Origin of the sequence: Halobellus sp. LT62, assembly GCF_037031285.1 — an archaeon.
In the GTDB taxonomy this organism is placed as follows: domain Archaea; phylum Halobacteriota; class Halobacteria; order Halobacteriales; family Haloferacaceae; genus Haloquadratum; species Haloquadratum salinisoli.
Genome location: NZ_JAYEZO010000001.1, coordinates 1,194,867 through 1,221,216, shown reverse-complemented (window position 1 = coordinate 1,221,216; position 26,350 = coordinate 1,194,867). Strand labels below are relative to the sequence as shown.

General features: G+C 55.2%; 22 protein-coding genes and 3 pseudogenes. 12 read left to right on the top strand and 13 right to left on the bottom strand.

Features of this window, described 5'->3' with window-relative positions; translation table 11 throughout:
* Positions 1 to 44: 44 nt before the first annotated feature.
* From gcvH to lpdA, 4 genes are read left to right on the top strand one after another with little or no spacing between them, the layout of a single operon-like run.
* Positions 45 to 419 carry a glycine cleavage system protein GcvH gene (gene gcvH / locus U5919_RS06055; protein WP_336022837.1) on the top strand — a complete coding sequence of 125 codons (375 nt, stop codon included), beginning with the start codon at positions 45 to 47 and terminating at the stop codon, positions 417 to 419.
* A 5-nt stretch (positions 420 to 424) separates the two neighbouring features.
* Entirely contained in the window at positions 425 to 1,792 is a 1,368-nt protein-coding gene (gcvPA, locus tag U5919_RS06050; protein WP_336022836.1) for an aminomethyl-transferring glycine dehydrogenase subunit GcvPA, read from the top strand.
* Positions 1,789 to 3,231, top strand: a complete 1,443-nt coding sequence (gene gcvPB, locus U5919_RS06045; protein WP_336022835.1) for an aminomethyl-transferring glycine dehydrogenase subunit GcvPB — start codon at positions 1,789 to 1,791, stop codon at positions 3,229 to 3,231. Before gcvPA ends, gcvPB begins: the two co-directional genes overlap by 4 nt.
* The gene (gene lpdA / locus U5919_RS06040) at positions 3,224 to 4,633 is read left to right on the top strand and encodes a dihydrolipoyl dehydrogenase (protein WP_336022832.1); all 1,410 of its coding nucleotides are present in this window, start codon (positions 3,224 to 3,226) and stop codon (positions 4,631 to 4,633) included. Before gcvPB ends, lpdA begins: the two co-directional genes overlap by 8 nt.
* Before the next feature lie 550 nt (positions 4,634 to 5,183).
* Here lpdA and U5919_RS06035 read toward each other — a convergent pair.
* The 4 genes and pseudogenes from U5919_RS06035 to U5919_RS15895 form a co-directional block, all read right to left on the bottom strand.
* Positions 5,184 to 6,116 (bottom strand): ArdC-like ssDNA-binding domain-containing protein, encoded by a 933-nt coding sequence (locus tag U5919_RS06035; RefSeq protein ID WP_336022829.1) that lies wholly within the window; start codon positions 6,114 to 6,116, stop codon positions 5,184 to 5,186.
* Between the two features lie 303 nt (positions 6,117 to 6,419).
* Positions 6,420 to 6,767, bottom strand: a complete 348-nt coding sequence (locus U5919_RS06030; protein WP_345786328.1) for a DUF8013 domain-containing protein — start codon at positions 6,765 to 6,767, stop codon at positions 6,420 to 6,422.
* A gap of 79 nt (positions 6,768 to 6,846) precedes the next feature.
* A pseudogene (locus tag U5919_RS15900) lies at positions 6,847 to 7,269 on the bottom strand (hypothetical protein); the annotation flags it as partial.
* Positions 7,270 to 7,367: 98 nt separating this feature from the next.
* The gene (locus tag U5919_RS15895) at positions 7,368 to 7,493 is read right to left on the bottom strand and encodes a hypothetical protein (protein ID WP_425604199.1); all 126 of its coding nucleotides are present in this window, start codon (positions 7,491 to 7,493) and stop codon (positions 7,368 to 7,370) included.
* A gap of 151 nt (positions 7,494 to 7,644) precedes the next feature.
* Between U5919_RS15895 and U5919_RS06020 the strand changes: the two genes are divergently transcribed.
* From U5919_RS06020 to U5919_RS05995, 5 genes are all read left to right on the top strand, one after another.
* The gene (locus U5919_RS06020; protein ID WP_336023875.1) at positions 7,645 to 8,322 is read left to right on the top strand and encodes a metal-dependent transcriptional regulator; all 678 of its coding nucleotides are present in this window, start codon (positions 7,645 to 7,647) and stop codon (positions 8,320 to 8,322) included.
* A 118-nt stretch (positions 8,323 to 8,440) separates the two neighbouring features.
* The gene (locus U5919_RS06010) at positions 8,441 to 9,697 is read left to right on the top strand and encodes a multicopper oxidase domain-containing protein (RefSeq protein ID WP_345786327.1); all 1,257 of its coding nucleotides are present in this window, start codon (positions 8,441 to 8,443) and stop codon (positions 9,695 to 9,697) included.
* Entirely contained in the window at positions 9,698 to 10,948 is a 1,251-nt protein-coding gene (locus U5919_RS06005; RefSeq protein WP_336022826.1) for a metal transporter, read from the top strand.
* Between the two features lie 116 nt (positions 10,949 to 11,064).
* Positions 11,065 to 11,718: a plastocyanin/azurin family copper-binding protein gene (locus U5919_RS06000; RefSeq protein WP_336022824.1), complete on the top strand. Its 654-nt coding sequence runs from the start codon at positions 11,065 to 11,067 to the stop codon at positions 11,716 to 11,718.
* 851 nt (positions 11,719 to 12,569) lie between these two features.
* Complete coding sequence (locus tag U5919_RS05995) at positions 12,570 to 13,019, top strand: universal stress protein (RefSeq protein WP_336022823.1); 450 nt, start codon at positions 12,570 to 12,572, stop codon at positions 13,017 to 13,019.
* A gap of 105 nt (positions 13,020 to 13,124) precedes the next feature.
* Here U5919_RS05995 and U5919_RS05990 read toward each other — a convergent pair whose 3' ends face one another.
* From U5919_RS05990 to U5919_RS05960, 7 genes and pseudogenes are all read right to left on the bottom strand, one after another.
* A complete protein-coding gene (locus U5919_RS05990; protein ID WP_336022822.1) occupies positions 13,125 to 13,484 on the bottom strand; it encodes a DUF7522 family protein in 360 nt (119 codons plus the stop codon).
* Positions 13,485 to 13,651: 167 nt separating this feature from the next.
* The gene (locus U5919_RS05985; RefSeq protein WP_336022821.1) at positions 13,652 to 13,969 is read right to left on the bottom strand and encodes a DUF7522 family protein; all 318 of its coding nucleotides are present in this window, start codon (positions 13,967 to 13,969) and stop codon (positions 13,652 to 13,654) included.
* A 259-nt stretch (positions 13,970 to 14,228) separates the two neighbouring features.
* A pseudogene (locus tag U5919_RS05980) lies at positions 14,229 to 14,492 on the bottom strand (ATP-binding protein); the annotation flags it as partial.
* A 339-nt stretch (positions 14,493 to 14,831) separates the two neighbouring features.
* Positions 14,832 to 16,382 (bottom strand): class I adenylate-forming enzyme family protein, encoded by a 1,551-nt coding sequence (locus U5919_RS05975; RefSeq protein WP_336022819.1) that lies wholly within the window; start codon positions 16,380 to 16,382, stop codon positions 14,832 to 14,834.
* Between the two features lie 235 nt (positions 16,383 to 16,617).
* Positions 16,618 to 18,240: an ABC transporter permease gene (locus tag U5919_RS05970; RefSeq protein WP_336022818.1), complete on the bottom strand. Its 1,623-nt coding sequence runs from the start codon at positions 18,238 to 18,240 to the stop codon at positions 16,618 to 16,620.
* 176 nt (positions 18,241 to 18,416) lie between these two features.
* Positions 18,417 to 19,550, bottom strand: a complete 1,134-nt coding sequence (locus U5919_RS05965; RefSeq protein ID WP_336022817.1) for an ABC transporter substrate-binding protein — start codon at positions 19,548 to 19,550, stop codon at positions 18,417 to 18,419.
* Positions 19,551 to 19,643: 93 nt separating this feature from the next.
* A pseudogene (locus tag U5919_RS05960) lies at positions 19,644 to 20,279 on the bottom strand (IS6 family transposase).
* A 103-nt stretch (positions 20,280 to 20,382) separates the two neighbouring features.
* Between U5919_RS05960 and U5919_RS05955 the strand changes: the two are divergent.
* Entirely contained in the window at positions 20,383 to 21,528 is a 1,146-nt protein-coding gene (locus U5919_RS05955) for an ABC transporter ATP-binding protein (protein WP_336022815.1), read from the top strand.
* Between the two features lie 210 nt (positions 21,529 to 21,738).
* On the opposite strand, the gene U5919_RS15890 is transcribed toward U5919_RS05955, so the two are convergent.
* Positions 21,739 to 22,026: a hypothetical protein gene (locus tag U5919_RS15890; protein ID WP_336022812.1), complete on the bottom strand. Its 288-nt coding sequence runs from the start codon at positions 22,024 to 22,026 to the stop codon at positions 21,739 to 21,741.
* A 527-nt stretch (positions 22,027 to 22,553) separates the two neighbouring features.
* Between U5919_RS15890 and U5919_RS05945 the strand changes: the two genes are divergently transcribed.
* Positions 22,554 to 23,651 (top strand): amidohydrolase family protein, encoded by a 1,098-nt coding sequence (locus tag U5919_RS05945; RefSeq protein WP_336022810.1) that lies wholly within the window; start codon positions 22,554 to 22,556, stop codon positions 23,649 to 23,651.
* A gap of 225 nt (positions 23,652 to 23,876) precedes the next feature.
* Positions 23,877 to 24,953 carry an amidohydrolase family protein gene (locus U5919_RS05940; protein ID WP_425604198.1) on the top strand — a complete coding sequence of 359 codons (1,077 nt, stop codon included), beginning with the start codon at positions 23,877 to 23,879 and terminating at the stop codon, positions 24,951 to 24,953.
* A gap of 350 nt (positions 24,954 to 25,303) precedes the next feature.
* On the opposite strand, the gene U5919_RS05935 is transcribed toward U5919_RS05940, so the two are convergent.
* Complete coding sequence (locus U5919_RS05935) at positions 25,304 to 26,068, bottom strand: IclR family transcriptional regulator (protein WP_336022805.1); 765 nt, start codon at positions 26,066 to 26,068, stop codon at positions 25,304 to 25,306.
* Between the last annotated feature and the right edge of the window lie 282 nt (positions 26,069 to 26,350).

Here is a 26,350-nt window from a genome sequence, read left to right as displayed (position 1 = left end):
ACAGAAACGATGACGAACAACGCACTCAGCGAATATCAGAAACAATGACGAACGAGACGCCCGACGACTTACAGTACACCGACTCACACGAATGGATCGACGACCACGGAGACGTCCGGCGGATCGGGATCACCGACTTCGCGCAGGACGAACTCGGCGACGTCGTGTTCGTCGAACTCCCGGAGGAGGGCGAATCTCTCGAAAGTGGGACGGCCTGCGCCGTCGTCGAGAGCATCAAAGCGGTCTCGGACATCTACACGCCGATTTCCGGGGCCGTGACCGCGGCCAACGACAACGTTCTCGATCAACCGGAACTGCTCAACACCGATCCGTACGGTGAGGGCTGGCTCTTCGAAATCGATGGAGAAGTACCCGACGACGCGCTCGACGTCGACGAATACCGCGAGCAGATCGAATAACGACAATGCAACGAATACAGCACGACGAAACGGACCTGTCGCACGACCCGGACGAACCGAGCCCCTTCGCTCCACAGACGCCGGAGGACGTAGAGGCGATGCTCTCGGCGACCGGTGCCGACAGCGTAGAAGAACTGTTCGACGTCCCGGAGGCGGTCACGTTCCGGGGTGACTTTGATATCGAGGCGAAATCGGAGTACGAGGTCAGAAGCGAGATCGAGGGCCTGCTCGGACGGAACGCGGACCGGACCGAATTCCTCGGGCGCGGCCACTACGATCATTACGTGCCGTCGGTCGTCGACTACCTCTCTCTGCGTTCGGAGTTTCTGACCTCCTACACGCAGTACCAGCCGGAGACGTCGCAGGGATTCCTCCAGGCGCTCTTCGAGTTCCAGTCGATGATCGTCGAACTGACCGGACTGGACGTCGCCAACTGCTCGATGTACGACGCCGCGACCGCGCTCGGCGAGGCGGCCACACTCGCCGCGCGCGTTCGGGAGACCAGCGGGTCGCGGGTACTCGTCCCCGAGACCATCCGCTCGGAGCGCCGCAGCGTGTTGGAAAATCACGCCGACGGCGCGGAACTGACGGTCGAGACCTATCCGCTGGACGCAGGGAACACCGACCTCGAAGCGCTCTCGGGCCTGATCGACGAGGACGTCGTGATGGTGTACGCTGAATCACCGACTGCCCGGGGTGCTATCGAGGAGAAACTGTCGGCGATCGCGACTCTCTCGGACGACCACGAGGCGGCGTTCTGTCTCGGATCGGATCCCGTCGCACTGGCGGTGCTGAAGGAGCCGGCTGCGGTGGGCGCGGACATCGTCATCGGCGATGCGAGCGTCCTCGGCCTCTCAGCCAGCTACGGAATGGGACTCGGCCTGTTCGCCGTCAAAGAGGCGTATCTGCGACAGGTTCCCGGACGGCTCGTGGGAACGAGCGAGACGGCTGATGGACGGCGTGCGTACACGCTGACCCTCCAGACCAGAGAACAGCACATCCGGAAGGAACGGGCCACGTCGAACATCTGTACGAACCAGGCGTGGGTCGCGCTCCGAACGGCGATCCACATCGCCTCGTTGGGTGCGACGGGGTTGGCGGCTCTCGCTGAGGAGTCCCTGACGCAGGCCGCCGAGGCCGCGGCTCGACTCGACGACGTCGACGGCGCTTCGGCCCCGGTCGACGATCGCCACCACTTCCGCGAGTTCGTCGCGCGCACGGAGCGCCCCGCCACTGAAGTGGTCGACGAACTGGCGGACCGGGGCTTCCTCGTCCACGAGCTCGGGGAGTTCGAGATCCAAGTGTGCGTCACGGAGACCAACAGCGACGCAGTGGACGACCTGGTCGCGGCCGTCAGGGAGGTGCTCGTATGAACTATCGACAGGCGTCCTGGGACCGTAAGACCGACAACAGCGAGGAGGTCAACGAACCGCTCCTGTCCGAAAAGCGGACCCAGACAGTCACCTACGACGTCGACCTCCCCGACGAACTGGTTCGCGACGAGCTGACGCTTCCCGAACCGGCCGAACCCGAAGTCGCGAGCCACTACACGCGGCTCTCGCAGATGACCTACTCGGTCGAACACGGGCCCTACCCCCTGGGGAGCTGCACGATGAAGTACAACCCGAAGTTCATCGAGGACGTCGCCGCGTTGGAAAACGGGGCGATCCATCCCGACCGTCCCGACGAATACGCCCAGGGGACCCTCGCGGTCCTCTATGGACTACAGAACTATCTGGCGGAGATCGGCGGGATGGAGACCGCCACCCTGCAACCGCCCGCCGGGGCGGCGGGGGAGTTCACCGGGCTGCTCGTGGCGCGCGCCTATCACCGATCGAATGGCGAGGACGGTGAGCGTCGCGAGGTGATCGTGCCCTCGTCTGCGCACGGAACGAACTTCGCAAGCGCGGCGATGGCCGGCTATGACGTCGTCGAACTTCCGAGCGACGAGGACGGACGCGTCCCAGTCGATGCGCTCGAAGAGGCCGTGTACGATTCGACGGCAGCGCTGATGCTGACGAATCCCAACACTGTCGGCGTGTTCGAGCGGGACATCGAGGAGATTGCGGAGATCGTCCACGACGCCGGCGGTTTGCTCTATTACGACGGTGCGAATCTCAACGCGCTGCTCGGGCGGGCCCGTCCCGGTGATATGGGCTTCGATATTATGCACTACAACGTGCACAAGACGTTCGCGTCGCCGCACGGCGGCGGCGGCCCGGGGGCCGGACCGATTGGCGTCGTCGAAGAGCTTACCGAGTTCCTCCCCGATCCACACGTCCGCGAGACCGAAGACGGATCCTTCGAGTTCTACGAGCCCGCCGAGAGCATCGGAAAGGTTCACGGGTTCCACGGCAACTGGCTGGTGTTGCTTAAGACCTACGCGTACATCTCCAGACTCGGTGATGGCGGACTTAAAGATACATCGGCGATGGCCGTTCTGAACGCGAACTACCTCGCCTCCCAGATCGATCTTGACATCCCGTACGGGCCGTTCCACCACGAGTTCGTCGCCAGCGCCGGAGACGTCGACGCCGCGGAGTTCGCGAAGGGAATGCTCGACGAGGGGGTCCATCCCCCGACGACGAAGTGGCCCGAGATCGTAGACGAGGCGCTGATGACCGAGCCCACGGAGGCGCTGAGCAAGGACCAACTCGATGTGTTGGCAGCGGCGTTCGCCGCGACGGATCGGAAGACCACAGAGGAACTCTCTGAGACACCCACGACGACCGCCGCAGCGCGCATCGACCAACTGAGTGCCGCACGGAACCCGCGACTCTCGTGGCGGGACGTGGAGGGCCACGATGAGTGAGGAATTCGACACGGGTGTCCTCGTCGTGGGCGGCGGTCCGGCGGGGTACGTTGCCGCGATCCGAGCGGCACAATACGACCTTGACGTGACGCTCGTCGAGATGAATACTTTGGGAGGGACCTGTCTCAACCGCGGCTGTATCCCCTCGAAGGCGTTGATATCGGCAGCTGACGTCGTCCACGAGGCGCGAACCGGATCGCAGATGGGGATCACGGCCGAGATAGACGTCGAGTTCGGGCGGATGGTCGAATGGAAAGACGACGTCGTCCGAAATATGAACTGGAACGTCGGGAAGCTCTGCAGGGCCAACGGCGTCTCGATCATCGAAGGGCGCGCAGCCTTCGAGGACGAGCATTCGGTCCGGATCGAGAGACTGGACGGCGAGCCGAAGCAACTCACCTTCGAGCACGCCGTGTTGGCGACGGGCAGCTGTCCGATCGAACTCCCGGGGTTCGAGTTCGATCGGCCCGGGGTGCTCGATGCCAAAGATGCGCTGGCGCTCGACGAACTGCCGGACAGTTTGGTGGTCGTCGGCGCAGGCTACATCGGGATGGAGCTCGCGATGCTGTTCGCGAAACTGGGCGTCGACATTACCGTCGTGGAGGCGCTCGATTCGATGATGCCCGTGTTCTCCTCGGATGTGGTCGCGCCGGTCGCGTCGGCAGCGTCCGATCTCGGAATCGAGGTGAACTATGGCGAACTCGCCTCGGCGTGTCGCCCGACTGGGGAGGGTGTCTCGGTCGCTACGGAAGACGTCGACAGCGGCGACCGTCGAGAGTACGTTGCGGACGCGGTACTCGTCGCAGTGGGTCGGAATCCTGTGACCGATACGATGGATCTAGACCGGATCGGTCTCGAACAGGACGAGGACGGGTTCGTTCCAACGGACGAGTACGGGCGCACGGATGTTGATCACGTGTTCGCAGTCGGTGACTTGGCGGGCGAACCGATGCTCGCGCACGTCGGGTCTATGGAGGGTGAGATCGCCGCCGCAGAGATTGCCGGTCAGGACTCTTCCGCTGGAGACCGTGCGATCCCCTCCGTCGTATTTACTTCCCCGGAGATCGCGACGGTTGGGCTGACCGAAGCGGTGGCTGAAGAAACCGACCACAGCGTCTCAGTCGGAGAGTTCCCGATGCGCGCCAGCGGACGTGCGCTCACGACGGGTCACACCGATGGATTCGTCCGTCTCGTAAGCGGCGACGACGGCGTTGTGCTCGGCGGGCAAATCGTCGGCCCGGAGGCATCGGAGCTGATCTCAGAAATCACGCTCGCTGTCGAGGAGGGACTGACGACTGCCGAACTCTCCGAAGTGATCCACCCACACCCGACGCTCTCGGAAGCGATCCGAGAAGCCGCAGCCAACGAACTGGATCTGGCGATCCACACGCTCAACCGCTGAACCGTCCCGCTATGGGACTTTTATCAGGGAATAATAATAATTTCTAAATTGGTATGTATAGTGAGTTATCTACCCTGTGAGTATAGATTTGCGGAATCATTCAACTTCCCTCTCGTGATTTCCACGTTGTATCCCCGACTTGTCCAGTGGTTTTCTCAATTCCCTCGAGATATTTGCGATGCCTTTCACTCTGACGGCGGTGTGGAGGTTCCGTTCTGTCCTCCATTCATTATGATGTATTTAAATAAAAATAGATATACTGATATTCACAAGCGGAGACCTACTATGACAGAGGGTGTATCGACTGAATTCCCTCTACCCAGAACCGACAGCTCGGTATCGGAGGTCCCGATACGGACCTGTTTTACCCAATTGGGAGCGCTAAGGCCTCTTCCTCACTGAGTGAGCGAAGCGAGCGAGTAGGATGGGGGAGTTTACTTCTATGGAATCTGAACTCGGGCCTGCTTTAGCTTGCGACTGCCACGGATAACGGAGACAAACAGGCTTAACCAACGAAATTGAGACTTAGAACAGGATGTTGGTTAACGATTTAGGTGTCGTCTTCGAGCACGTAAATGAGATCTTCTACTGTCCGACTGATCCGCCCGAAACGGTCGCGAATGACCTCCGGATCATCCGCCTCCCACGCGGCCAAGTAGAACACCGACCCACTGGTATCCAGCCCGCAGTAGCGCCCGACGGCGTAGGCGACCGCCTCGGCCTCGACTACGCGTTTCGACCGCACGGTGTCGTCGTCGACGTCGAAGTGAAGCAGGGCGTGGGGGTACTCGTGGATCAACGTCCGCGCAAGATCGGCATCATTCTCCCGATCACGCACCTCGACCCGCGGTTGCATATCGACGAGACTCAGCTGCTCACAGATGCCCTTCGCCTCCCCGTGGGTCCAGTCTTCGTCGGGAACGATCCGGACCGTCACGCCGAGCTCATCAGCAGCGGCAGTCAACTGGGAAACTAGGTCGCCGGCGTCCCCGGTCGCTTCCGTGTCGAGGTCGGGAAGCGGCTCTCCCTCGGTCTGGGAGATGTCGAACACCGGCGCGGGCTTGAACCCGACGAGGCCCTCGGACCACTCCTCGGGCGGCGTCTCGTCGTACTCACAGCCATTGTCCTCGTGGTAGCTCGGCGAGTTCTCGCATTCAGAGCACTGCTTCGTGATGATTGGCGCCCAGATCCAGATAGCTGATTCACCTTCTTGGACGTGACGGTCGAACTCCTCCTGCCACGTCCGATAGCCCGCCACCCGGGTCGCCTCGGGACACTGGCGCTTGATAAGGAGCGTGTTCCGGTAGGAGTAGTCGTGGAACCGACTCTGGACGTCAAGCCACTCCTGGAACTCTTCGCTGGCCTGCGCGTCGTCGACGCCGGCGATGAGGTCGTCGATCCACTGTTCGGTGGTGCTGTTCATCTCGTCGGATCGTGTGTCGGTCTGCTCGAAGGAGACCGACGAGTCACTGGTCGTAGCCATTGTGTTCACCGAATCGAGGTCACGGCGACTGCATCAGTTCAGACAGCGCTGCACCCCTCAGAGGCGCAGCAGAAACAGCTCTCCGCGAATGCTGTTTAAGTAGGGGTGGCAATTAGAGGATAGTGTTAACAACCGAGGGAACCTCATCTCGCTCGGATGGGAATTTTGAGTACACTCCGCAGGGCCGTTGAAGGAGAGTCATCGACCCTGTGGGAGTGCCGAAACTGTGGGGAGACACTCTCAGAGAATGCTGATGAGTGTCCAACTTGCGGTGCTGAAGATGTTGCGTGCTACGAGATCTGATTAGCGAAGCGTTGATCGCTCCTCAGCGAAGCCGACCGTGACGAGGTACTCGAGGAACTCGTCGAACCGTTCGACATCGCTGGGCGTGTCGGTCGCAAGGTGACGTGCCCACTCGATGGCCCATTGGAAGGCGAGATCCGTGCCGCCCTTGCCGTGTAGATACCACCAGCGAGCCGCTTTGAGAAACACTATGGGATCCGTCGGCGGCTGTTCACCAGCGAGCCCACGGGTGATGGACTCGATTTTGTCGGGGACGTCGGTGGGGTCGATTTCCGCTGATTGCGTGTTGTCGATATCGACCGGAATGTCGTCGATCGAGACGTTGTCGGGACTCTGTTGTTGACTCACTGAAAGTCACCTCTGAGGGCCTTCGAAGGGGCCTTCGCTCTCTCCGGGGGGCACGAAAAACAGGACGCGAAGTCACGCAGGCGAGTGACGCCTGCGCTCCGTCGTCACCGTCCGCTTCCAACTGCTCTTCGTAGGCTCGTTCGACGCGCTCGGCTAGGTAGTCCGGGAAGCCGAGCAGACTGTAGAACTCCGTGACAGTGAACGGAAGCTCCGAGAAATCGAACTCGATGTCCTGCGCGTCGCGGATAAACTCGAAGAGATCGTCGGCGACGAGTTCGACCTGCGCGAGGATCTCCTCCCACCAGGTCCGGAAGTTCTGGACGTCGCCCGAAAGGACGAACCGCCATTGATACCGGCGGTCGTGCCACGTCGTCTCAAAGATGAGCCCGTCGCCGAAGTGTTCGAGCGCGAGATGGGGGATCGGCGTACAGGACTGGGTTCGGTTCCAGTAGGAGTAGAGGATGAGCGTCTCAGGGAAGCGGTCGAGTGTTCGCGTTCCCATTCGCCTCCGCAGTCCCGTCGTACGAGACAGTCGGCGTAATAATCAGCCGTAGTAACGGCGTCAAGGGCGTCTTCAGGGCCAGTAACGCGATCCACACGCTAGAGGGTATCTGCGGTGACGTGGCAGGATAACGAACGGAGGCGAGTCTCTAGACACTCCGCTAGGATATCGGCAAGAGGATTAGCTTCAGGTTCAAATTCGAGAGCGAAGACGAACTCACGCATTGCCGAAACGGATGACCGCTATCCGTATCAGCCTTCTTGGTTGGGTTTTCAGTTCATCATCGACCGGATGGGACCGCTGAAGAAGCAACCCTGAATAGTGTATTTTGATGAGTGCAATTTATGCTTTAGCCGCCTCTAATAGTTGACGATGATCTTGAGCGACAGTATGGAGGACTATCTCAAGGCAATCTATATTCTTCAGACGGAAACGGATAGAACGGTCTCTACCTCCGATTTAGCGGCATACATCGGTGTACAACCGCCAACTGCGACGAGTATGATCAAGAAATTAGCTGATCATAGTCTCGTCGAACACGAACCGTACCACGGCGTACAACTGACGAAAACCGGTGAACCAATCGCACTCGAAGTCATCCGTCATCATCGGCTTTTGGAACGGTATCTAGCTGAGCATCTCGAATACGATTGGAGCGAGGTTCACGAGGAAGCAGATCGACTCGAACACCACATCAGCGATCAGTTTGCCGAGCGACTCACCGAGATTCTCGACGAACCGACGACGGACCCACACGGCGATCCGATACCTGGCCCGGAGCTTACGGTCCCGGATATGGATCAGTCACGCAGACTCGTAGAATATGCAGTAGGTGATCGAGTACTGGTTACACGGGTGAGCGATCAAGACAAAGAGACGCTTTCGTATCTGTCTAAAACAGGGATCAACCCCGGAACCCAGGCCACAATCATCGAGATCGCTCCGTTCGGTATGATTACGCTCCAACTGAATGATCACACAGAGTTCGTTTCGTTCCCGAAAGAGGTAGCCCGTTCAATTCGTGTCCGTCCTGTGAGGGAAGAAACTGTGTGATGCGCTCTACCCGTGATTAGATTAGGCGAAGACTAAATTTAGATCAGTCAAATTTAAGAGTGAGTGGGTGCAAGAATTTGGCGATGACCGAATTACGATTGGTTATGCGGAGGGGCGAATGCCCTCTGTAGACTACGGCACAGCAGAGGAGGTAACGCGAACGCTAGAAAAACGGTTGGTTGAGCGACTTCAGTCCGATGTAACCGCCACGCGACGTTCCGTACTCGGGGGTATTGGGGTCGCTGGCAGTGCTGCGCTTGGCGTCGGTCGAAGCGAAGCGAGCAGCGGCGGGCACGACGATCACGATGGACACGGAGGACACGGAGTCGTCGGCGAATTCGAGGACGCTGACTTCGACCCGCACGAGTATCTCACGGCGTTCAACACCGGGCGAGATGGCCAAGAGAATGTTCGACAAGACGTCTACGAGGAGGACGGACGAACCGTCCGGGAGTTCGAACTCACGGCTGTCGACGTCCCGATTACCATTGCTCCCGGGATCGAGTTTGATGCGTGGGCGTTCAACGGCCAGGTTCCCGGGCCGACGCTCCGAGTCGTTGAAGGCGATCTCATCCGGGTGAAGTTCTCCAATGGAAGTCGCCACGCCCATACGATTCACCCGCACCTTCGAAATCTCGATCCGACGATGGACGGTGTGCCCCAGAACGGCCCTGGTGCAATCGCACCGGGTGAATCGTTCACCTACGAATGGATCGCCCAGCCAACGGGGATGCATTTCTACCACTGCCACTCGATGCCGCTCAAGGAACACATCCACCGCGGCCTCTACGGGACGATTATCGTCGATCCGGAGCCGGACCGGGTCCGTGAGAATCCACGCGATTACGTGAACTACCATGGGCCGATCACCGACGAGTACCGAGACGAACTCGTCGAAATCGCACGTTCTCGCAATCACGAGTACGCTGAGAACGACGACGTCAACGAGATGGTGATGATGATGAACGGGTTCGACACCAACTTCGACGGCGACAACGAGGTCTACGCCGCCAACACGCAGGCGTTCGCCTACGGTGTTGGAAGTACTGACGGGAAGGGGAACTGGGAGGCTGGCGAAACCAAGCGCCCGATTCAGATCGACCGAAACCAACTCCAGCGAGTGTATCTCTCGAACGTCATCGAGTTCGATCCCATCAACTCGTTTCACACGCATTCGCAGTTCTTCGACTACTACGATCACGGCACGACACTCCAACCAACGCTCAAGAACGTGGATACGATCATGCAGTGTCAGGCCCAGCGTGGAATCCTCGAAATCGACTACTCCGAACACGAGCCGGGGCTATATATGTTCCACGCCCACCAGTCCGAGTTCGCCGAACTTGGCTGGATGAGCTTCTTCGAGGTGGTGTAGATGACCGACCAAAATCCGACCAAATCGACCGAGGGTGGGATCGCCGCTGATGAACAACCGAGACAACCCTTCGGACTTCCGTCCTGGGTCGTCGCCGTGTTGCCGCTCGTTTTGCTGGCCCTCGTTATCGGCGCGTTCGTACTCACCTCCCCCCTTGCAGGTGTTCAGAGCGGTGAGCCACTTCCGGATCTGACGATTTCGCACACGACGCTGCCGAGCGAGGACACCATCGTTCTACACGTGACCAACAACGGACCCGACGCGGTGACGATCTCACAGGTTCTCATCAACGACGCGTACTGGAACTTCGAGGTTGAGGGCGCTAGTGGAGATCAGACGCTCGCTCCGATGGAGAGCGCTCAGGTCGTCGTACCGTATCACTGGCAGCCCGGCTGGGACATTCACACTGCGCTCGTCGTCTCTGACGGGACGACGTTCGGCCACACGATCGTCGCACCGAGTGAAACGCCGGGGCTCACCACCGATGTCCTCTGGTCGCTCGCGCTCATTGGGGTGTTCGTCGGCGTCATCCCGGTTGCGCTCGGAATGCTATGGTTCCCGTTCATTCGGGCTATGAGCAATCGCTGGCTACACGCCGTGCTCACGTTCGCCGCGGGGGTACTCGCGTTCCTCGCGGTCGATGCGGGCTTCGAGGCATTCGAACTCGCCGAGGAAATCCCCGGGGCGTACGAGGGAACTGCCCTCGTGGTCCTCGGCATCCTCGGGGCGCTCTTGCTCGTCCAGTCGGTCAGTGCCTGGCGCGAAGGGCGGGCAGCCGCAGGCGACACACGCGCGAGCAGCGGGTTGTGGGTCGCCTACCTCGTCGCACTTGGCATCGGGCTGCACAACTTGGCTGAAGGGCTAGCTATCGGGAGTTCGTTCGCGCTCGGTCGCGTCTCGCTCGGTGCGTTCCTCGTGATCGGCTTTATGTTGCACAACGTGACCGAGGGGCCAGCGGTCGTCGCACCCGTTGCTCGTGACGAGCGTCCAAGCTGGTACCACTTCGTCGCTCTCGGACTGATTGCGGGTGCGCCGGTCATCCTCGGCGGCTGGATCGGCGGGCTCGCCTACTCGCCCACGCTCGGGGCGTTCTTCCTCGCCATCGGCGTCGGCGCAATCCTCCAGGTCAACTGGGAGATTGCAGGAATGATCCGCACGCAAGGTGGACGCGTTGGGAGTGCAACGAACTTGCTGGCGTTCCTCGTCGGCCTCGGTGTGATGTACATCACCGACCTGTTCGTCGCGCTCTAGTGCAGACGCCGAGTTCGAGGCGAAACAGATGGCCTCCCAAATGCAAACGATGGACACGACACCAGCACGATACGCTTGGAGATCCCAAACGACGGAAAGCACGTGATTCGAACGCAATGAAACACAATACTCGATGTATACAACGACGACGGTTCCTGAAGACGACCGTGGTGGCGACAGCAGCTGTCGCTACCGCAGGATGCATAGGCAACTCAGACGCACAGGAAGACTCACCCGACGAGACTGATGGATCCAACGACGAGTCCCACACTCACGGTGATGGAGAAGAACACGATGAAGACGACGAACACGACGAATCCCATAGCCATAATGAACTTCCCGAAGAACCGTCCGACAGCGTTACCGTGGAGATGTATTCCGATGGTTCCGAACACCACTTCAATCCCCACCTAGTGTGGGTCAATACCGGTGGAACCGTTACGTGGCGGCTCGAAAGCGGAACTCACACGACGACTGCGTATCACGCTGACAATGACACGCCGGAACGGATCCCGAATGGCGTGAAATCGTGGGATAGTGGTACGCTCAGTGAGGGCGGTAACACGTTCGAACAGACGTTCGAAGTAGAAGGCGTCTACGACTACTATTGCAGCCCCCACGAGTCGATGGGGATGCTCGGTGCCGTCGTCGTCGGAAATCCTGATACTGACGGTGAGCCGGGGCTAGCTGAGCCACAAGAAGAATTACCGGAAGCAGCACGAGAGAAGATCAGCGAGTTAAACGAGATGGCGCTGGAGCTTCTCGACTGAGCCTCCACTTGCGAGTGCAACTTCGCACACGCGGCGCCGTTCGCGCCGAGTAAGGTAGTTTCTCGGAGAGTCGTCGTCACTCGACGAAAGCCATTGGTCGTGGTCCCACGCGCACCCAGAGTGATTGGAGCTGATACCGGTAGTACTGGATGAACGCTTCCTCAGCTTACTCAGCCCCGGTAAATGACGTCTTCTTTGATGTACTCGTCGGCGTGTTCGGGGAACGGTGGGAAAGAGTATCCTCCCTTTTGCCCATACTCATCAGTCGAATCGCCCGGTGCGGTACGAGGTTTCGTACGTGGTGTAATCCGAATACTCTTCTCTCTTCTCGGTTTTTCCCGACTTCACGCAGCCACTGGATGAAACGGTGGCGGTGGTCTGCGTAGTCTGCGTGTTGCTGTTCGTTGGGGCGTTTCTTGTTCGGGCGCGGTTTTGATGCTGCGCGCGGGTTCGATTTGAATGGTACAGCGTTCTGACTTTTTCGCGGTTATGGTTGCTGGCGGCAAGCAAAACCACGAGGCGACGAGAGAATCTGAGTGCGTGGGGCAGGACTCGAACCTGTGAACTCCTACAAGACAGCGTCCGCATTGTCTCGCGCCCTGCGCCCCTCTCCCGGGCGTAAAAACAACACCACGTTAACCAACACCTGATCTGAACGGTCCTCTGTTGGTTACTGTGAGAATGGAAGCTCGTTTATCAAGTTACCAAGATTTACAGTTCAATCGCAATCCCAGTACACAGATAGCAACAGTTGATATCACCACTCCTGTATTCGCTGCCGTTATATATTTTGATAACCTCTCCGTTAGAATAATCACGATTACGTCTGATATGTGAGATAGAATCGTCATATGGCAGATCTAACCACAATTCTCGTGCCTATCCGATATCCACTCACCGACCAGAGTGCCCAGACTCTTGCAGCTGCTGGCCGTCTCGCACATAATCACAAACCAGCGGATCTCAGGGTGCTTCACGTCAATTTGTACCAGACGGGGGACAATACACAAACAAGAGAACTGACTCAAGCAATCTCGTCGACACTCGATGGCGTCGAGGCATCTGTAACTACACGTCAGGGCTTTCTCGTTGAAGAGGTAATTCTCGAGGAGGCCACGCAGATCGACACAGACATCATCGTGGTTGGGGCGAATCAGCAAGCCACTTGGCAGAAACTCCTGAGCAGATTACTCCAAAACGGTCCTGCTGTCGGCACATTCCTTCGTGAAAATACGACTGCCGGCACTGAAGTCTTGGAAGTTAACACTGCGGTTGAGACACCTAGTGTCGAGACAGTATAACAACGGCTTGTACGCAAGCCAACGTCCGAAGCTGAGTCGTGACTTGAATGAGCACCAGCGATTAGTTCTGCCTAGCTGAAAAGCATAGAGCTCCGATTCTGCGGCTTAGTTGTTGATCAACTTTTCACATTCGCCGATGAATGTGCTGAGATCACGCGCCGTCTCCGGCTCGAGGGAGACGAGGATCCCACGGTCATTTCCTCGAGGAAAGTGGATAATGATCGCTTCTTGAAAAAGCCGAACTGTGGCGTTGAGTTCACCAAACGGGAAGGAGCGTTCCTCTTGAGGCGAGGATTCCGGCCGGATTCGTTTCAACATTCTGTCTATTTGGCTCGTCAGACGCGTTTCTTTCACGTCGTCCCGAAGGTGCAGTACATCGGTGTCATTACCGTCGTATCGAACTGTCCCCCGATGGTACTCACCAGCCTTCCTTTCGAGGTAATCGATAAGTGCACCTTCGGTCATTGATGGATATATTCAAAGGTTCGACTTAATGGTATTCCCTATCAATTGCCTCTTCGATGGCTACAATATCATACGAAATTTCTGCTGTCGTGTCATCATCTCAGATAGAGAGTGGGAACGGTGACCGGAGAGTCAGAGACGGGATTGGGATGGCCCTACTGAAGCTGCTATTGCCGTTCTTCGAGGACGATCTGCCTTGCTTCAGCTACAAGTCCGTGGGCATCGACCATCGCTTCTGCATCAAGAGCGACTGCGGCTCCAACCCCATCTTCGAGAACGAAATTCATCTCGATCACGCTCTCGAAGCATTGAACAAGGCACGTGAGCTGCCCGTGGTCTTCCGAGAAGGTGTTCTCGTAGATTGGCGCCGTTAACGATTCCATTCGGGAACCATCGATTGCAGATTCGAGTTCGTCTGTCGTATATTGCTCAGCGACATCATCCCTGAGATGGACGATCTCGTACGTGTCCTGCTCGTATTTCACGATACTACGGAGCTTACCACCGTTCGTTGCTCGAAGAAGTCCTCGAGCCGGGTGGCCATCCTTGTCGCCATATCATCCTATCGTGTCTCTTTCACCATCGGTGTAGGGCAAAGAAATTGCAATCCTGTATGAGTTATCGTCAATTGATTCTCAGACTTTCTATGTACGACGAACCTGTTCTGGGTTCGGTACCCAAGGATGTTCCTCCAAGTAGTGGTTTGCGTGGTCAGCGGTTCGTTGAATACCTCATCTACACACCTCACTCATTCAGGGTGACGCCAGTGATGTCAAACCGGGCACCCCCATCCTCGGATTCAGTTACGGTGACCTTCCACCCGTGGGCGACGGCGATTTCGTTGACAATTTGGAGCCCGTACCCTGTCCCCTCGTCGGTAGTGGTGTAGCCGGCTTCGAGTACTCGAGCGCGTGATTCCTCGGGGATCCCGGGTCCGTCATCCTCAATGAAGAATCCGTCGGCCAGATCACCGACTCTAACCGTCACGCCCGCTCCTCCGTGTTCGACTGTCACCGAGTCGTACTGAGCCCGAACCACAGCGTCCGATAGGCGGTCACCTCGAACTCTCTGTCTCCGAGGTCACGGGCAATTACATTCGCTTCTCGTTGGCTTTCGAATTGTGCTTGCTATCTTTGGACAGGCTTCTGCCCGGTTTCGTCTATAGCTATGAGCGTATTCATAGCCTTCTAAAAATATCGATTAATACGAATAGTACAATTTTGGATATTTCGGCGGTCTAATTGACATCCACGTCGGACCAAAAGCAGAGAATTAGAGTCGAGGAAGATGTAAAACAAATTCAATTAGACATTATTATCCTATTAAATTTTAGAAATTTTGGCGGAGCTACTTGAACGAATCAAGCTTTTCTGCAGCACTTTGTCGATCAATTTTTTGGCTCGGTGTACGCGGTATCTCGAAGTCAATGAAGCGATACTCACGCGGGCGTTCGAAGCGAGCAATAGCATCGCTTTCAAGACAAGCTTCGTCAAGCTCCTCGGAGGTGACTGTTGAGTCACTCCGACGGACAAGTGCCGTTACTTTTTCACCATATTCTTCATCATCAACCCCAACGACAACCGCCTCTTCGACGCCAGGATAATCGTTGAGGACACCTTCAATCGGACTTGGGAACACCTTAACGCCCTTCGATTTGATCATAAAGTCCTTGCGACCTTCGAGGTATAGGTAACCTTCTTCGTCTTTGTATCCAAGATCGCCTGAGTACCACCATCCATCAGTGAATTCTTCTTCAACGACCTCGCTCCGGTGCCACGCCCAAACCGGGCGATCGGCGGCCTTCACGATGACCTCGCCTATCTCGCCAGTTGGCACCGTCGCGTCCGGCTCTTGGTTCTCTTCAATAATCCGAACTCGCGTTCCACCCGAGGGCTTTCCAACACTTCCGAGACGGTCCTCAGTGAACTCCTTGTTTTCCAAGATGGAGACATCGACTTCAGTCGAGGCGTAGGCGTTCATTACGTTCTCACAGACTTGCGAGCGGATCCGCCTGAGGGTTTGTGGTTCGACTTTCTCCCCTAGACAAAGGACGCCTTTGAGTGAACTCAAGTCGTATGTATCAGTGTCGAGTTGCAATACTTCTCGCCACATCGTTGGGACCATCGATCCGTGTGTGACTTCATATTCCTCAACGAACGAGAGCCATCGAGTTGCTTCCCACTCTTTGAGCAAGACGAGTGAGCTGCCTGCGAGAAGTGTCGCAATGACGGTCTTGTACCACCCGCCAAGCGACGGCATTGTTTGACTCATTCGCGTATCTGAGCGCTGGATGATGACGCCCAGATCACCGGATTTCGTCCGAAGATTGCTGTAAGTGTGGCACCAACCTTTTGGTCGACCGGTTGTGCCTGATGTCCAGATCACCGCTCCAATATCCGATTCATCTATATGGGTATCAGGGCTGACCGAATCGGTCGTTTCAATAAACTCTGAGAGGGACTGTTCATTGGAATAAGTCGCCGAGCCCAAGACGATAACATTTGGATTGGATTCGAGATCGTCCACAATACGATCGTGGATGAAATCGGAATGGCTCTCACTGATCACGAGGAGAGACGGATCGAAGTGATCAATGGTGTAGCGTATTGTTTCCGGAGATGATTGAGTATGCGCGAATGACGTGATTGCACCCGCTTTGATGGCGCCATTCCAAGCGACCACCGTCTCAACCCCAGTCTCACAGAGGAATGCGACACGGTCGCGGTGGCGTAGGTTGCTAGCAAACGATTCGGCGACAGCAGTACTTCGATCCTCAAACTCACGCCAGGTGAGCTCTGTGCCTGTGTCGTCTGCGAATGCGAGACCATTGGGATGGTTCTCGGCATTCACTGTCGAGAGCTCGCTAAGCGGCGTCGGCTGTGTATCAAGTGAAGACATTGTTACGCCTTCATATGACCGTCTGCAGTTGAATTGTAGTCTCTACACTGATGATTCAGTTGAGCGAACATCTACCTCAGCTTACTTAGTATTGATAATAAACTTTTGGACAGTTCGGCAATCTGATGACATCCTCCCCGCGCTGGGGACGGAGTTTTAGCTGAAAGTAGGCCAAGTCTCTTTCCTCAGGGAGCGAGCAGAGAGGTGGAAACAGCGCCTACTCTCAGCTAACAGCTTACCACCGGAAGAGGTTGAAGCGTTTGTATTTTGTCGTATGAAGGAGCAAGACGACGGCTACAAACAAGACCGTAATACAAACCCCGAAGGCGTACGTCTCAGCTCCCGATGAGGCTTGGTTTGAAATTCGATACAGGATTGATGACACCATCGGCGTTTCAGGACTCCGTAGCATCATCACAATCGGCATTTCCATTGCGATGAAGCTAAACGAGAGAATCCAAGAGATGCGCGTGAGATTGAAGATCACAGGCACCAGCAGACTGTAGATTGATCGGCTGACGCTCGCGCCGGCTACTGAGCCGGCCTCAATAAGTGACTTATCTACCTGTAACACAGCTGTTTCCATAGTTCGGACATTCGAAGGGATGTACTTGATGTAGAATGCGACAAGGAAGATACCAAGAGTTCCGTAGATTGGGATGAAGTCAAGGAACCGTAGGTAGAGGACCATCATAGCGAGTGCAAGCGAGACGGCTGGAATTCCGATCGGGAAGAACGCTAAATAGTCGATGAGCTTTTTGAATCTGATATCAGACTTGTTGACGACCCACGCGATCACAATCCCAGTGCCAGTGAGCAGGAACGCAGAAATGAACGCAACAAGGAAGCTGTTCTTCGCTGCGGCGAGCAACTCGGAGTTCTCGAAGAGTGCTCTGTATCCCTCAAGACTGAATGATGATACGATCTGCTCGAGTGGCATAATATGCGGTGGCATATAGTACGGGAGCAGAGAATTATACACCATAAACAGTCCCGGAACGATGACAGTGAAGAAAATGAAGATGCCTGCCAGCGTAGAATAGACATATTTCCAGCGGCCGGTTTCAACATTATCGGCGACAAATCCCTCACCGGAGACGGTAACGTACTGATTTGTGCGACCTAGCAATCGTTTGTAGAGGTACAACAATGGGAGTGACACACCAACGAGGAAGACAGCTTGTGCCATCGCAAAGCCGTACTCGACAGGAGGCGTATTTGTACTCTGGTAGACTTCAATGGCCAGCACAGGAATCTCGGCAGGAAGTCCAATAATGAGCGGTACGCGGAACGATTCAAGCGAGATGAGAAACGAAAACACGAATACGACTGCCATTCCTGGGACAAGAAGCGGCCCCGTAACGTACCGAACCGTCTGGAATAATCCAGCGCCAGACGTTCGAGCAGCATCTTCAAGGGTCTTATCGATACTCTTGAAGAGTGGAATAAGGAGAATCATCCCGATTGGCAACATTCGGATCGACTGCACGATGACCATACCAGCCATCGAATAGATATTGAAGGAATCGATTCCTACCAATGCTGGGTAGAGCCCATTTTCGCCTAGGAGGCGGATCCACACGGTTTCGATAACGACTGGAGGATAGAAGAACACCAAGAAGAGTGTAAAGTAGTAGAGTCGGCGGAATGGGGCGTCAGTACGGGCAATTACCCACGCGATCCCGCCTGCAAATAATGTTGTCAGAACTGCTGATCCGCCTGCAAAGACGAATGTATTCACGATGACCGGGCCGCTGTTCTCGACGAACAGCACCCAGTTCTGTAAGGTGAAATCTGCCCAAAGGTTTGTTGCAGAGGCCCGGAAACTGGAAAGGACGACGATTACGAAGGGGACCACATTCAGGAGGACTAATCCGACGACGATCCCAACGCCAATCCAATAATTACGGTTTGCACTGTATCGGTGTTGTATTCGCTGCCAAGTTCGAGAGATGGGATTTGCTGTCTTACTATCACTCATTGTTGGATCTTAGTTCGTAGGGGGAAGATATTGCGAAGCTCGTCAAATAGTATCTATGAGAGAGGCAGGAGGGAATTTGCTTTCTCAATGACTCGGTTCTTCGTTTCAGGTGTAACAAACATCGGATAGACGTCCATATCTGAGACAGCCTCTCTGATCTGTTCGTTTCCGTGAGGTACGTCGGATCGGATCGCGGCACGCCCGGCATCATAATTGGCGTTTGCTTCCTGACCCTGTTTCGAGATCATAAACTCGACAAGCCGTCGAGCAGCTTTTGGGTGCGGGGCGTTCTTCGAGATGGCAATGGGTGAAACCGTAGATCCAGTCCAACTCGGGGTAACGGGTGCAATCGGAGCACCGTCTGCAAGGAATGGAGCAATCGCCGTACTGGCTGCGACACCGAATGCGACATCCGATTGCCCAGCGACGACAGATTCTGTAAATGCACTCGTTGATTGTCCAGCAAATTGGGTGCCGAGGTCCGCAAGATCGGTAAAGTACTGGTCCGCTTCCTCTTCACTCATCTCTCGCCGCATAATCCAGTACATCGACGACATCGTGAATGTGGGCGCTCCAACATTATCCTCGAACTGGGATTGTAGGATTCCTTCCCACGATTCGAGGGGACTGTCTGTCCGAGATGTCGAATACGCTGCCATATAGTTGTTCGTCGTGACTGGCAGCATCTTGCTCCGTTCGTTCTCATTGGCAGTGCTTTCCACTTTATCAACGAGGTTTTGGGAATACACGTCCTTGTATTCCTCCCACATATCTATCTCGGCGAAGTATGGGACCAAGTCATCACGCAAGAAGACCTGGGAGACCGAGTTCAGGACGTCTGCACTGTGGTTTCCATTTGACTCCTCTGTTTGGAATCGAGAAACTGACTGATATCCGGGCGCAGTGACAGCGTTGACTGTGATTCCAGTTTCTTCCTCGAATGCCTCAAAAAACCCAGGTCTGGAAGCAGAACCATAGTAAACGACGGTATCCGCCATTGAGTTCGAACTTGTCGTCCCGCCAGTGACTGTTCCGTCTCCGCCACTCGTTTCTTCACCGCCACTGGTTTCTGCCCCATCACCTTCATTTCCGCCACCACCCCCCGAGCAGCCTGCAAGGGCTGCTATGCTCGCGACAGTTGCTCCTTTGAGATACGATCTCCGGCTGTAGTGCTCTCGCTGCGACATTACGACCCACTATGTGAGATACTTTCATATAATTGTTTTCCCATTCGATCATTAAGAATATCGAACCCACATATATGTGATCCACGGCATTGTTCAGGTTAGCTGATTGAAGCAGACGGCGAACGCTTGGAGCCACGTTTCTGCTGTCTCGGGCTGAGCGTGTCTGAAGTGGTTTTCGAAGGCTTCAATTCGGCGTTTCAGTTCTTTGAAGACGCGTTCGACGGCATTCCGATTCCCGTGGGTGACGTGTTGGAATCGGAGCGAGTGGCGATGGCAGGCTGCCTGCAGCTAGGGTGCACCATCGACTAGGAAGATAGCGTCGTCAACAAGATGTTTCTCGCGGAGTTCCGAGAGGAACATCTCCGTCAGCGCGGAAGTCTTGGTCGGGAACAGTCGCACGTGCAGTAGGCGATTCGAGTCGGGGTCAACCGTCGCAAACAGCCAGTAGTTCTGGTCATTGACTCGGATTACGGTCTCATCTACCGCGACGTAATCCGGGTTGTGGCCCTCTGCAGGCTGTAGGCTAGCCTTTTGAATCCAGTTGTGAACAGTGGGGCGACAGTGTCCGACACCCAAGCCACGGAGGACAGAGACGGTATCAGCCAGCGAGAGACCCGCCAAATGCAGTGGGATACCGAGCTTCATCGCCGACTCGGGTGTCGCCTCTCGCTCCACAAACTCTAACTCCGGGAAGTCGCTCCATTCTGTGAGGCGGCTTGTTTCTGGCATAGGCACCAAGAAACTACGTCCGCCTCACTTTTCGATCTTATCTGAACAGTGCCGTGATCCACAACACAAAAATTTATAATGACCTCCAGCTTTGGAGTGAGGTATGTCATCACGCACATTACGTGTAGAGGGACTCACCAAGAATTATCGGGAGACAGTTGCTGTCGATGGACTCTCGGTAACTATCGAAGAAGGCGAGTTCAAATCACTCCTCGGTCCTTCCGGTTGTGGGAAGACAACAACTCTCCGTTGTATTGCTGGAATCGAAAAGGCAGACGGAGGTCGAATGTACATTAATGACGAGCTCGTGTCGGCCCCCGATGAGGGAGTGCACATGAAACCAGAAAACCGGGATATTGGGATGGTATTCCAGTCTTATGCGATCTGGCCGCATATGACGGTCAAAGAGAACGTCAGATTCCCGTTGAAGGTCCGCGGTATCGGAACAAAACAAGAGCGTGAAGAGCGCGTCCTTGAGATGTTGAAGATGGTTGGCCTCGAACGCTACCAAAATGCAATGGCGACTGAATTGAGTGGCGGCCAACAACAGCGGGTCGCAATTTCACGTGCGCTTGTGATCGAGCCAGAAATCCTATTATTCGATGAGCCACTCTCGAACCTCGATGCAAAGCTCCGACGGGAAATGCGCGAAGAGATCAAGCGACTCAGCGATGAACTCGATATTACGACTCTATACGTTACGCACTCCCAAGACGAAGCGATGTTCCTTTCCGATACGATTGCGTTAATGAATGAAGGCGCAATAGTCGAAGAGGATAGTCCTGAATCGCTCCACACTGATCCGGATAGTCTGTTCGCTATGGACTTTATGGGCCACACTAACACCTTCGGGGGAAGCGTCACAAAAGTCGGCGAGAGCAACTCAATCGTTAAGACGCCAATCGGTGAATTCACCGTCAAGAGGTCTCGTATCCAACCAGCGGCGACCGTTGGAACTGAGATTATCATCTCTTTCCGCCCGAAATTCTGCGACTATCCAAAAGCGACCGGCAGGACGGCCGATCGAGAGTACGCTGCTTCTCTTGATGGGATTCTTGAGCAGAAGGCAGCAACGCGTGATTTTACAGAGTATCACATCGCAATCGACGACGAACAGATTACTTTCCGTAGCCTCGAACCATTGGACCACGACGTCGGGGATCCAATTCAAATACGAGTCCCGCAGGAACACGTTCGGATATTCGAGGACCAACAGAGAATAAATGTCGCAGACCGTCAAGACGCGTGATGTCACCCTCGCGCTAAACAGTAGTTGTCGAATCAAATTCTGCTCTGCGCTAACTAAATTGTTGAGCTCACAAATCTTGAAATCGTTGCGGATTACGCTGGACCGAACTCTCTGAGAGAGCGAGGGAACGCCGCTGGGACGGGTTCCAGAGCGATGCCTCTCCGCAAAGTGCGTACTAACCGGTCATCCCTGCCGACTCCGAGAACGCATTCAACCGTAGTCTGTTGAGAGAACGAACCTGCGGAAGATCCGTGTCGAGATCAGCGGTGTCTCTGGAACTGTTTCGGTTGGGGCTAGGACGTTAGCCAATCCCCAGAGTTTGTACAGCGAAACCGCGAACAGAAAGTAGATCAGCCACACCGAGAACATCGGCGACGACGTTCTCGGGAGGAGATCTCCGATCTGTCGATATGATATTTCGATCCCCAGCGGCAGCGGAGCGCCGCCGCCTACGATTTCGCTGTCGACGGATCTACGTGCAAGCTTGTTACGAACCACACGTGTTCGTCTTCGGTTCTGCGGTGCGGAACCGTAAATACCGTGTCATCTACTGACGCGGTTGGTTTGCGCTTTCGTTGCATCGTGTACTCGTGGGCGACCGTCCCAGCGCCAGCGCTGAGATGGCCTTCCATTCCGCTACTCGGGCACGCACGCTCAATGTAATACAACATTCTGCTGTTCTAACTCCGCAACGACGTGGACTTGGTAGAACCCACATTTGATACCGAATTCGAGTTCCAGAAACAGCACCGATAATACAGCACGACAGACCTGTTTCGCTTCAGCTGTCTGGACCACCTGTTGACCAACGGAGTCCAGCGTAAAGAGTGTCAGTCAGGTTCGGCAACTACGGTAAAGGGCGAGGCCCTCACTGAAGAATTAATCAGAAAACATTCTCGCTATTTGTAGAGAAGCACACTCCAAGATCCTCTCTTCCATATCTCTCGACAGTGTAATTGAGGACGTGACATTCATTTGTATGTAAATGAATAAGTATTATATAGAAGGTTTTTGAATACGATGCTATGCGTGGTAAACCAGGGCGGTTTGTTATCGATACACACGTGCACGGTCAACGACACGCGGTAAACTTCGAGGCAAATACTGGGGAGGCAAATTACGGATCCCTCGCTGGTGAGATGCGAACAGCTGTCCCCGCTGACGAGGCCGATGAAACGGATGAAGCGATTGTATACAAAAACACGGACCGTCTCACGTATGATATGGATGCGTACGGGGTAGATCGATGTCTGTTACTTCCTGGATTTGGGATGTCGAACAGACTGAACCGAGAGATGGTCGAAGATCACCCAGATCGCTTCAAGGCGATGGCAGCACCTGTCAAGACGATGAAAAACGCCATTCGGGGTGAAGAAGAATACTCCTATGACGCTGCATGTGAGGAACTCGATGAACTCCTTTCACAGGACGCCTTCGTCGGAATCGGTGAAGGGCTGCCGTGTGACCCAACGGTCACTGAACACGTCCCGTGGGACCGACGGCGAGATCAGATCAGGAAAGTGTTCGACGTCGCAGCAAAGCACGACGTCCCGGTGAGTTGGCACGCTGGGCGGGCAACGGGCTACTCAGGGAGTGGTTCAACAGAAGGTGGGAGCTTCCCTCAGTACTACCCAGATTGGAAGGACCTCTCATTGGTCTCAGAACTCGCTGCCGAGTACCCCGATGTTTCCATTATGCTCAACCACGGCGGAATGCAGGGAGGGTGGCGGGAAGATACAGTCGATACCGTCTGCAAAGTTGCGGCCCGCCACGACAATGTACACTTCGAGATCGGTCTGTACTGGGCTGATCTCCTCAAGAAGCCGATGGATGATCCCAGCATCGATCTCAGCCAACTACTGTGGGGAACCGACTGGGGAGCATCGATCGTCGCGCACTCACAGCCAACAAAAGATCCCCCAATATACTGGGATCAAATCAGCGAACGTGGGCTTCCAGCGCATCAACCAGATTATTGGGGTACCTCGCTCAGACAGATCGAGAAGTACACTTGGGATGAAGAATTGCCACAGGACGAACTCAATCAGATTCTCGGTGGGAATGCGTGTGATCTCTTCGGATTCGAGCCGCCAGAATCCCGTATGTTCCCGGAATACCTCTAACGTCATCGAGTCATCAAGCACCCAACGCAATCTATCGATGCACTCTGGCAATCGCACCCAAACTAGCCGTCGACCGCGTGGGCGCACACCTTCTGGGACAGAACCCACCGCGGCACAGCCCACCAACAACAAACACACACCGCCAATGCACGTACACAACGACCACCAACATCACGAACAGAAACACCAGTGCAACTCGCCTACTGATTCAGAGGTGATGATTGTATGAAACCCGGCCGATTCGTCGTCGACACCCACGTACACGGACAGCGACACGCTGTTCGGCTCGAGCAATCGGCGACCGACGCCGGCTACGAAAGTATTTCTCACGTAATGCGGACTGCGACCCCCGCCGACGAGGCCACCGAGGACGATGATGTGATCGTGTATCCAAACACCAATCGCATCATCCATGATATGGACTCTTATGGAGTGGACCGGTGTGTGCTTCTCCCTGGGTTTGGTATGACCAACGAAATCCACCAACAAATGGTCCAAGAATACCCAGAGCGGTTCAGTGCTATGGCCTCGCCTGTGCAGACAGACAAGGCCGCCGCCCGTGGTGAAGAAGAATGGACAATCGAACGGGCTTGCGAGGAACTCGACGAGGTACTTCAGGAAGAGGAATTTATCGGAATTGGAGAATCTGCCCCAACTGATCCGACTCGAAACGAGCGGATAGAGTGGAGCGAACGACGCGACGAACTCAGACAGGCCTTCGAGGTCGCTGATGCCCACGATGTGCCGATCAGTTGGCATTCGGGCACTGTATCCGGGTATTCAGATGGGAAGTCCTCCCTGGACGTCTATCCTGATTGGGAGGATCCTTCGCTCGTCTCAGAGCTTGCAGCAGAGTATGATGACGTGGATATCATCGTGAATCACGGGGGAATGCAAGGAACTTGGCACGAAGACACCGTTGACGCTGCGTGCAAGGTCGCAGCCCGCCACGACAACGTCTATCTCGAGATTGGTCTGTACTGGGCAGATCTCATCCAGAAACCGTTCAATGATCCGAGCATCGATATCAGTCAACTCCTATGGGGGACCGACTGGGGTGCGTCAATGGTGGCGCACTCCCAACCAACAAAGGACCCGCCAATGTACTGGGATCAGATCCAGAGTCGGGGGCTCCCTGCGCATCAGCCTGACTACTGGGGAACATCAATCCGGCAACTCAAAAAATTCGTCTGGGATGAAGAGCTCCCCCAAGATGAATTCAATCTCATTCTTGGCGGCAATGCGTGTCGATTACTCGATATCGAACCGCCCGAAACTCGATTGTTCCCAGAATATCTCTAAAACCACCTGAATAACTTCACAGGTCTCACAGGGCCTCTCCCCGGTTATTCACCATAAGCAATGCAATAACTGTCTACAGCTCAGCGCTCAACAGCTATTAGGTCGGAGTCGAAGCCACGGCGAGAGAATTGGATAAGGCTTGAGTTGTGCGACTAGTCCGTGGATTTTGCGTTCACTCTGATCATCACGGATAGCGTGAGGTAGGCTTTGGAGTGCATCTCAATACAGGGGATCATCGAGAGCTTATGAGGAATGACGCCTGAGTATATTTCGATACTATCGAAAGGTAGACTCGCCCCCACGACAACAATCCACACGTATAAAATGACACACGTACACTTGTTATTTTACTACCTCTTGGTAAATGAGAGCTCAAGGCGATTTACTGCCCCAGAAACGATGCTGGGGATCTCGTCTCGGTAGTAACTGCCGCTTAGACGTTTTGAGGGGGCACCGAGTGTGATGGCTCCGATAAGCTCATCATCACGGATAACAGGGCACGCAACAGCTCTCAGTCCTTCATTCCATTCGCCGTCTGCAAAGGCCACACCGGTCTCGCGAATCTCTGCAAGTTGGTCACGCAGGGCTGATTCATTGGTGATCGTTTGATCGGTGAATTCCGGGAGACCATAGCTTTCGAGGATATCTGCCACTCGTTGTTCAGGAAGATGCGCGAGAATCGATTTCCCGGCAGCGGTACAGTGGAGGTGATGACGAACCCCGGGCGTGTTGAACAGTGAAATAACGTGCTCTCCGGCATAATTGTCGACATAGACGCCCTTTCCGTGCTCTTCAACCACAAACCAAACGTGTTCCCCCGTTTCATTTCCGATCTCTCGGAGCACTGGTTTGACTTGTTCCCACGCTGTCCGGGTGATTTTCGCCTGCTGGCCCAATTCTAATAGCCGCAGCGAAACGTAGTACTGTTTTCCCTCCTTTACTAGGTACCCTGCGTTCACGTGGGTTTTGAGGTAATCGTGAAGGGTACTTCGTGCAAGATCTATCTCTTGAGAGATTTCTGTTAATGTGGCCCCATCGTGCTGATGAACGATTTCGAGAATATCGAAAGTTCTTTCGGCGGACTTGATTGACCGCGATTGTGGGTTGTTTTTCATATACGGACAACTTGGTTACATTAGGTTATAATTTTTTGCATAACAGATATATGATGATAGATCGTGGAGTTTGGCGGGCAGGATTCCCAATCAAGACTTAGACTCACATAGTAGCGCAGGCGAAATGTATTCACTATCTCTTTCGATATTGTCTAAACAATGTGTGTAAATAGTTCACACGGATTTTGATCTTTGTTCTGTCTCGCTGGGTAGCTCGCAAACAGGAGATACTACTGTAGCAACGGTCATTTGCTGGTTCATTCCCCTGCCGTAAAGTGGAAA

Bases quoted from the DNA above. Each gene is read 5' to 3' on its own strand.
- U5919_RS05990 (WP_336022822.1), bottom strand. From the start codon at position 13,484: ATGACCGAAGGTGCACTTATCGATTACCTCGAAAGGAAGGCTGGTGAG.
- U5919_RS06035 (WP_336022829.1), bottom strand. From the start codon at position 6,116: ATGGCTACGACCAGTGACTCGTCGGTCTCCTTCGAGCAGACCGACACA.
- U5919_RS06010 (WP_345786327.1), top strand. From the start codon at position 8,441: ATGCCCTCTGTAGACTACGGCACAGCAGAGGAGGTAACGCGAACGCTA.
- U5919_RS05935 (WP_336022805.1), bottom strand. From the start codon at position 26,068: ATGAAAAACAACCCACAATCGCGGTCAATCAAGTCCGCCGAAAGAACT.
- U5919_RS05965 (WP_336022817.1), bottom strand. From the start codon at position 19,550: ATGTCGCAGCGAGAGCACTACAGCCGGAGATCGTATCTCAAAGGAGCA.
- U5919_RS06000 (WP_336022824.1), top strand. From the start codon at position 11,065: ATGAAACACAATACTCGATGTATACAACGACGACGGTTCCTGAAGACG.
- U5919_RS15895 (WP_425604199.1), bottom strand. From the start codon at position 7,493: ATGCGTGAGTTCGTCTTCGCTCTCGAATTTGAACCTGAAGCTAATCCT.
- U5919_RS05955 (WP_336022815.1), top strand. From the start codon at position 20,383: ATGTCATCACGCACATTACGTGTAGAGGGACTCACCAAGAATTATCGG.
- lpdA (WP_336022832.1), top strand. From the start codon at position 3,224: ATGAGTGAGGAATTCGACACGGGTGTCCTCGTCGTGGGCGGCGGTCCG.
- gcvPB (WP_336022835.1), top strand. From the start codon at position 1,789: ATGAACTATCGACAGGCGTCCTGGGACCGTAAGACCGACAACAGCGAG.
- gcvPA (WP_336022836.1), top strand. From the start codon at position 425: ATGCAACGAATACAGCACGACGAAACGGACCTGTCGCACGACCCGGAC.
- gcvH (WP_336022837.1), top strand. From the start codon at position 45: ATGACGAACGAGACGCCCGACGACTTACAGTACACCGACTCACACGAA.
- U5919_RS05975 (WP_336022819.1), bottom strand. From the start codon at position 16,382: ATGTCTTCACTTGATACACAGCCGACGCCGCTTAGCGAGCTCTCGACA.
- U5919_RS05940 (WP_425604198.1), top strand. From the start codon at position 23,877: ATGAAACCCGGCCGATTCGTCGTCGACACCCACGTACACGGACAGCGA.
- U5919_RS05995 (WP_336022823.1), top strand. From the start codon at position 12,570: ATGGCAGATCTAACCACAATTCTCGTGCCTATCCGATATCCACTCACC.
- U5919_RS05945 (WP_336022810.1), top strand. From the start codon at position 22,554: ATGCGTGGTAAACCAGGGCGGTTTGTTATCGATACACACGTGCACGGT.
- U5919_RS06005 (WP_336022826.1), top strand. From the start codon at position 9,698: ATGACCGACCAAAATCCGACCAAATCGACCGAGGGTGGGATCGCCGCT.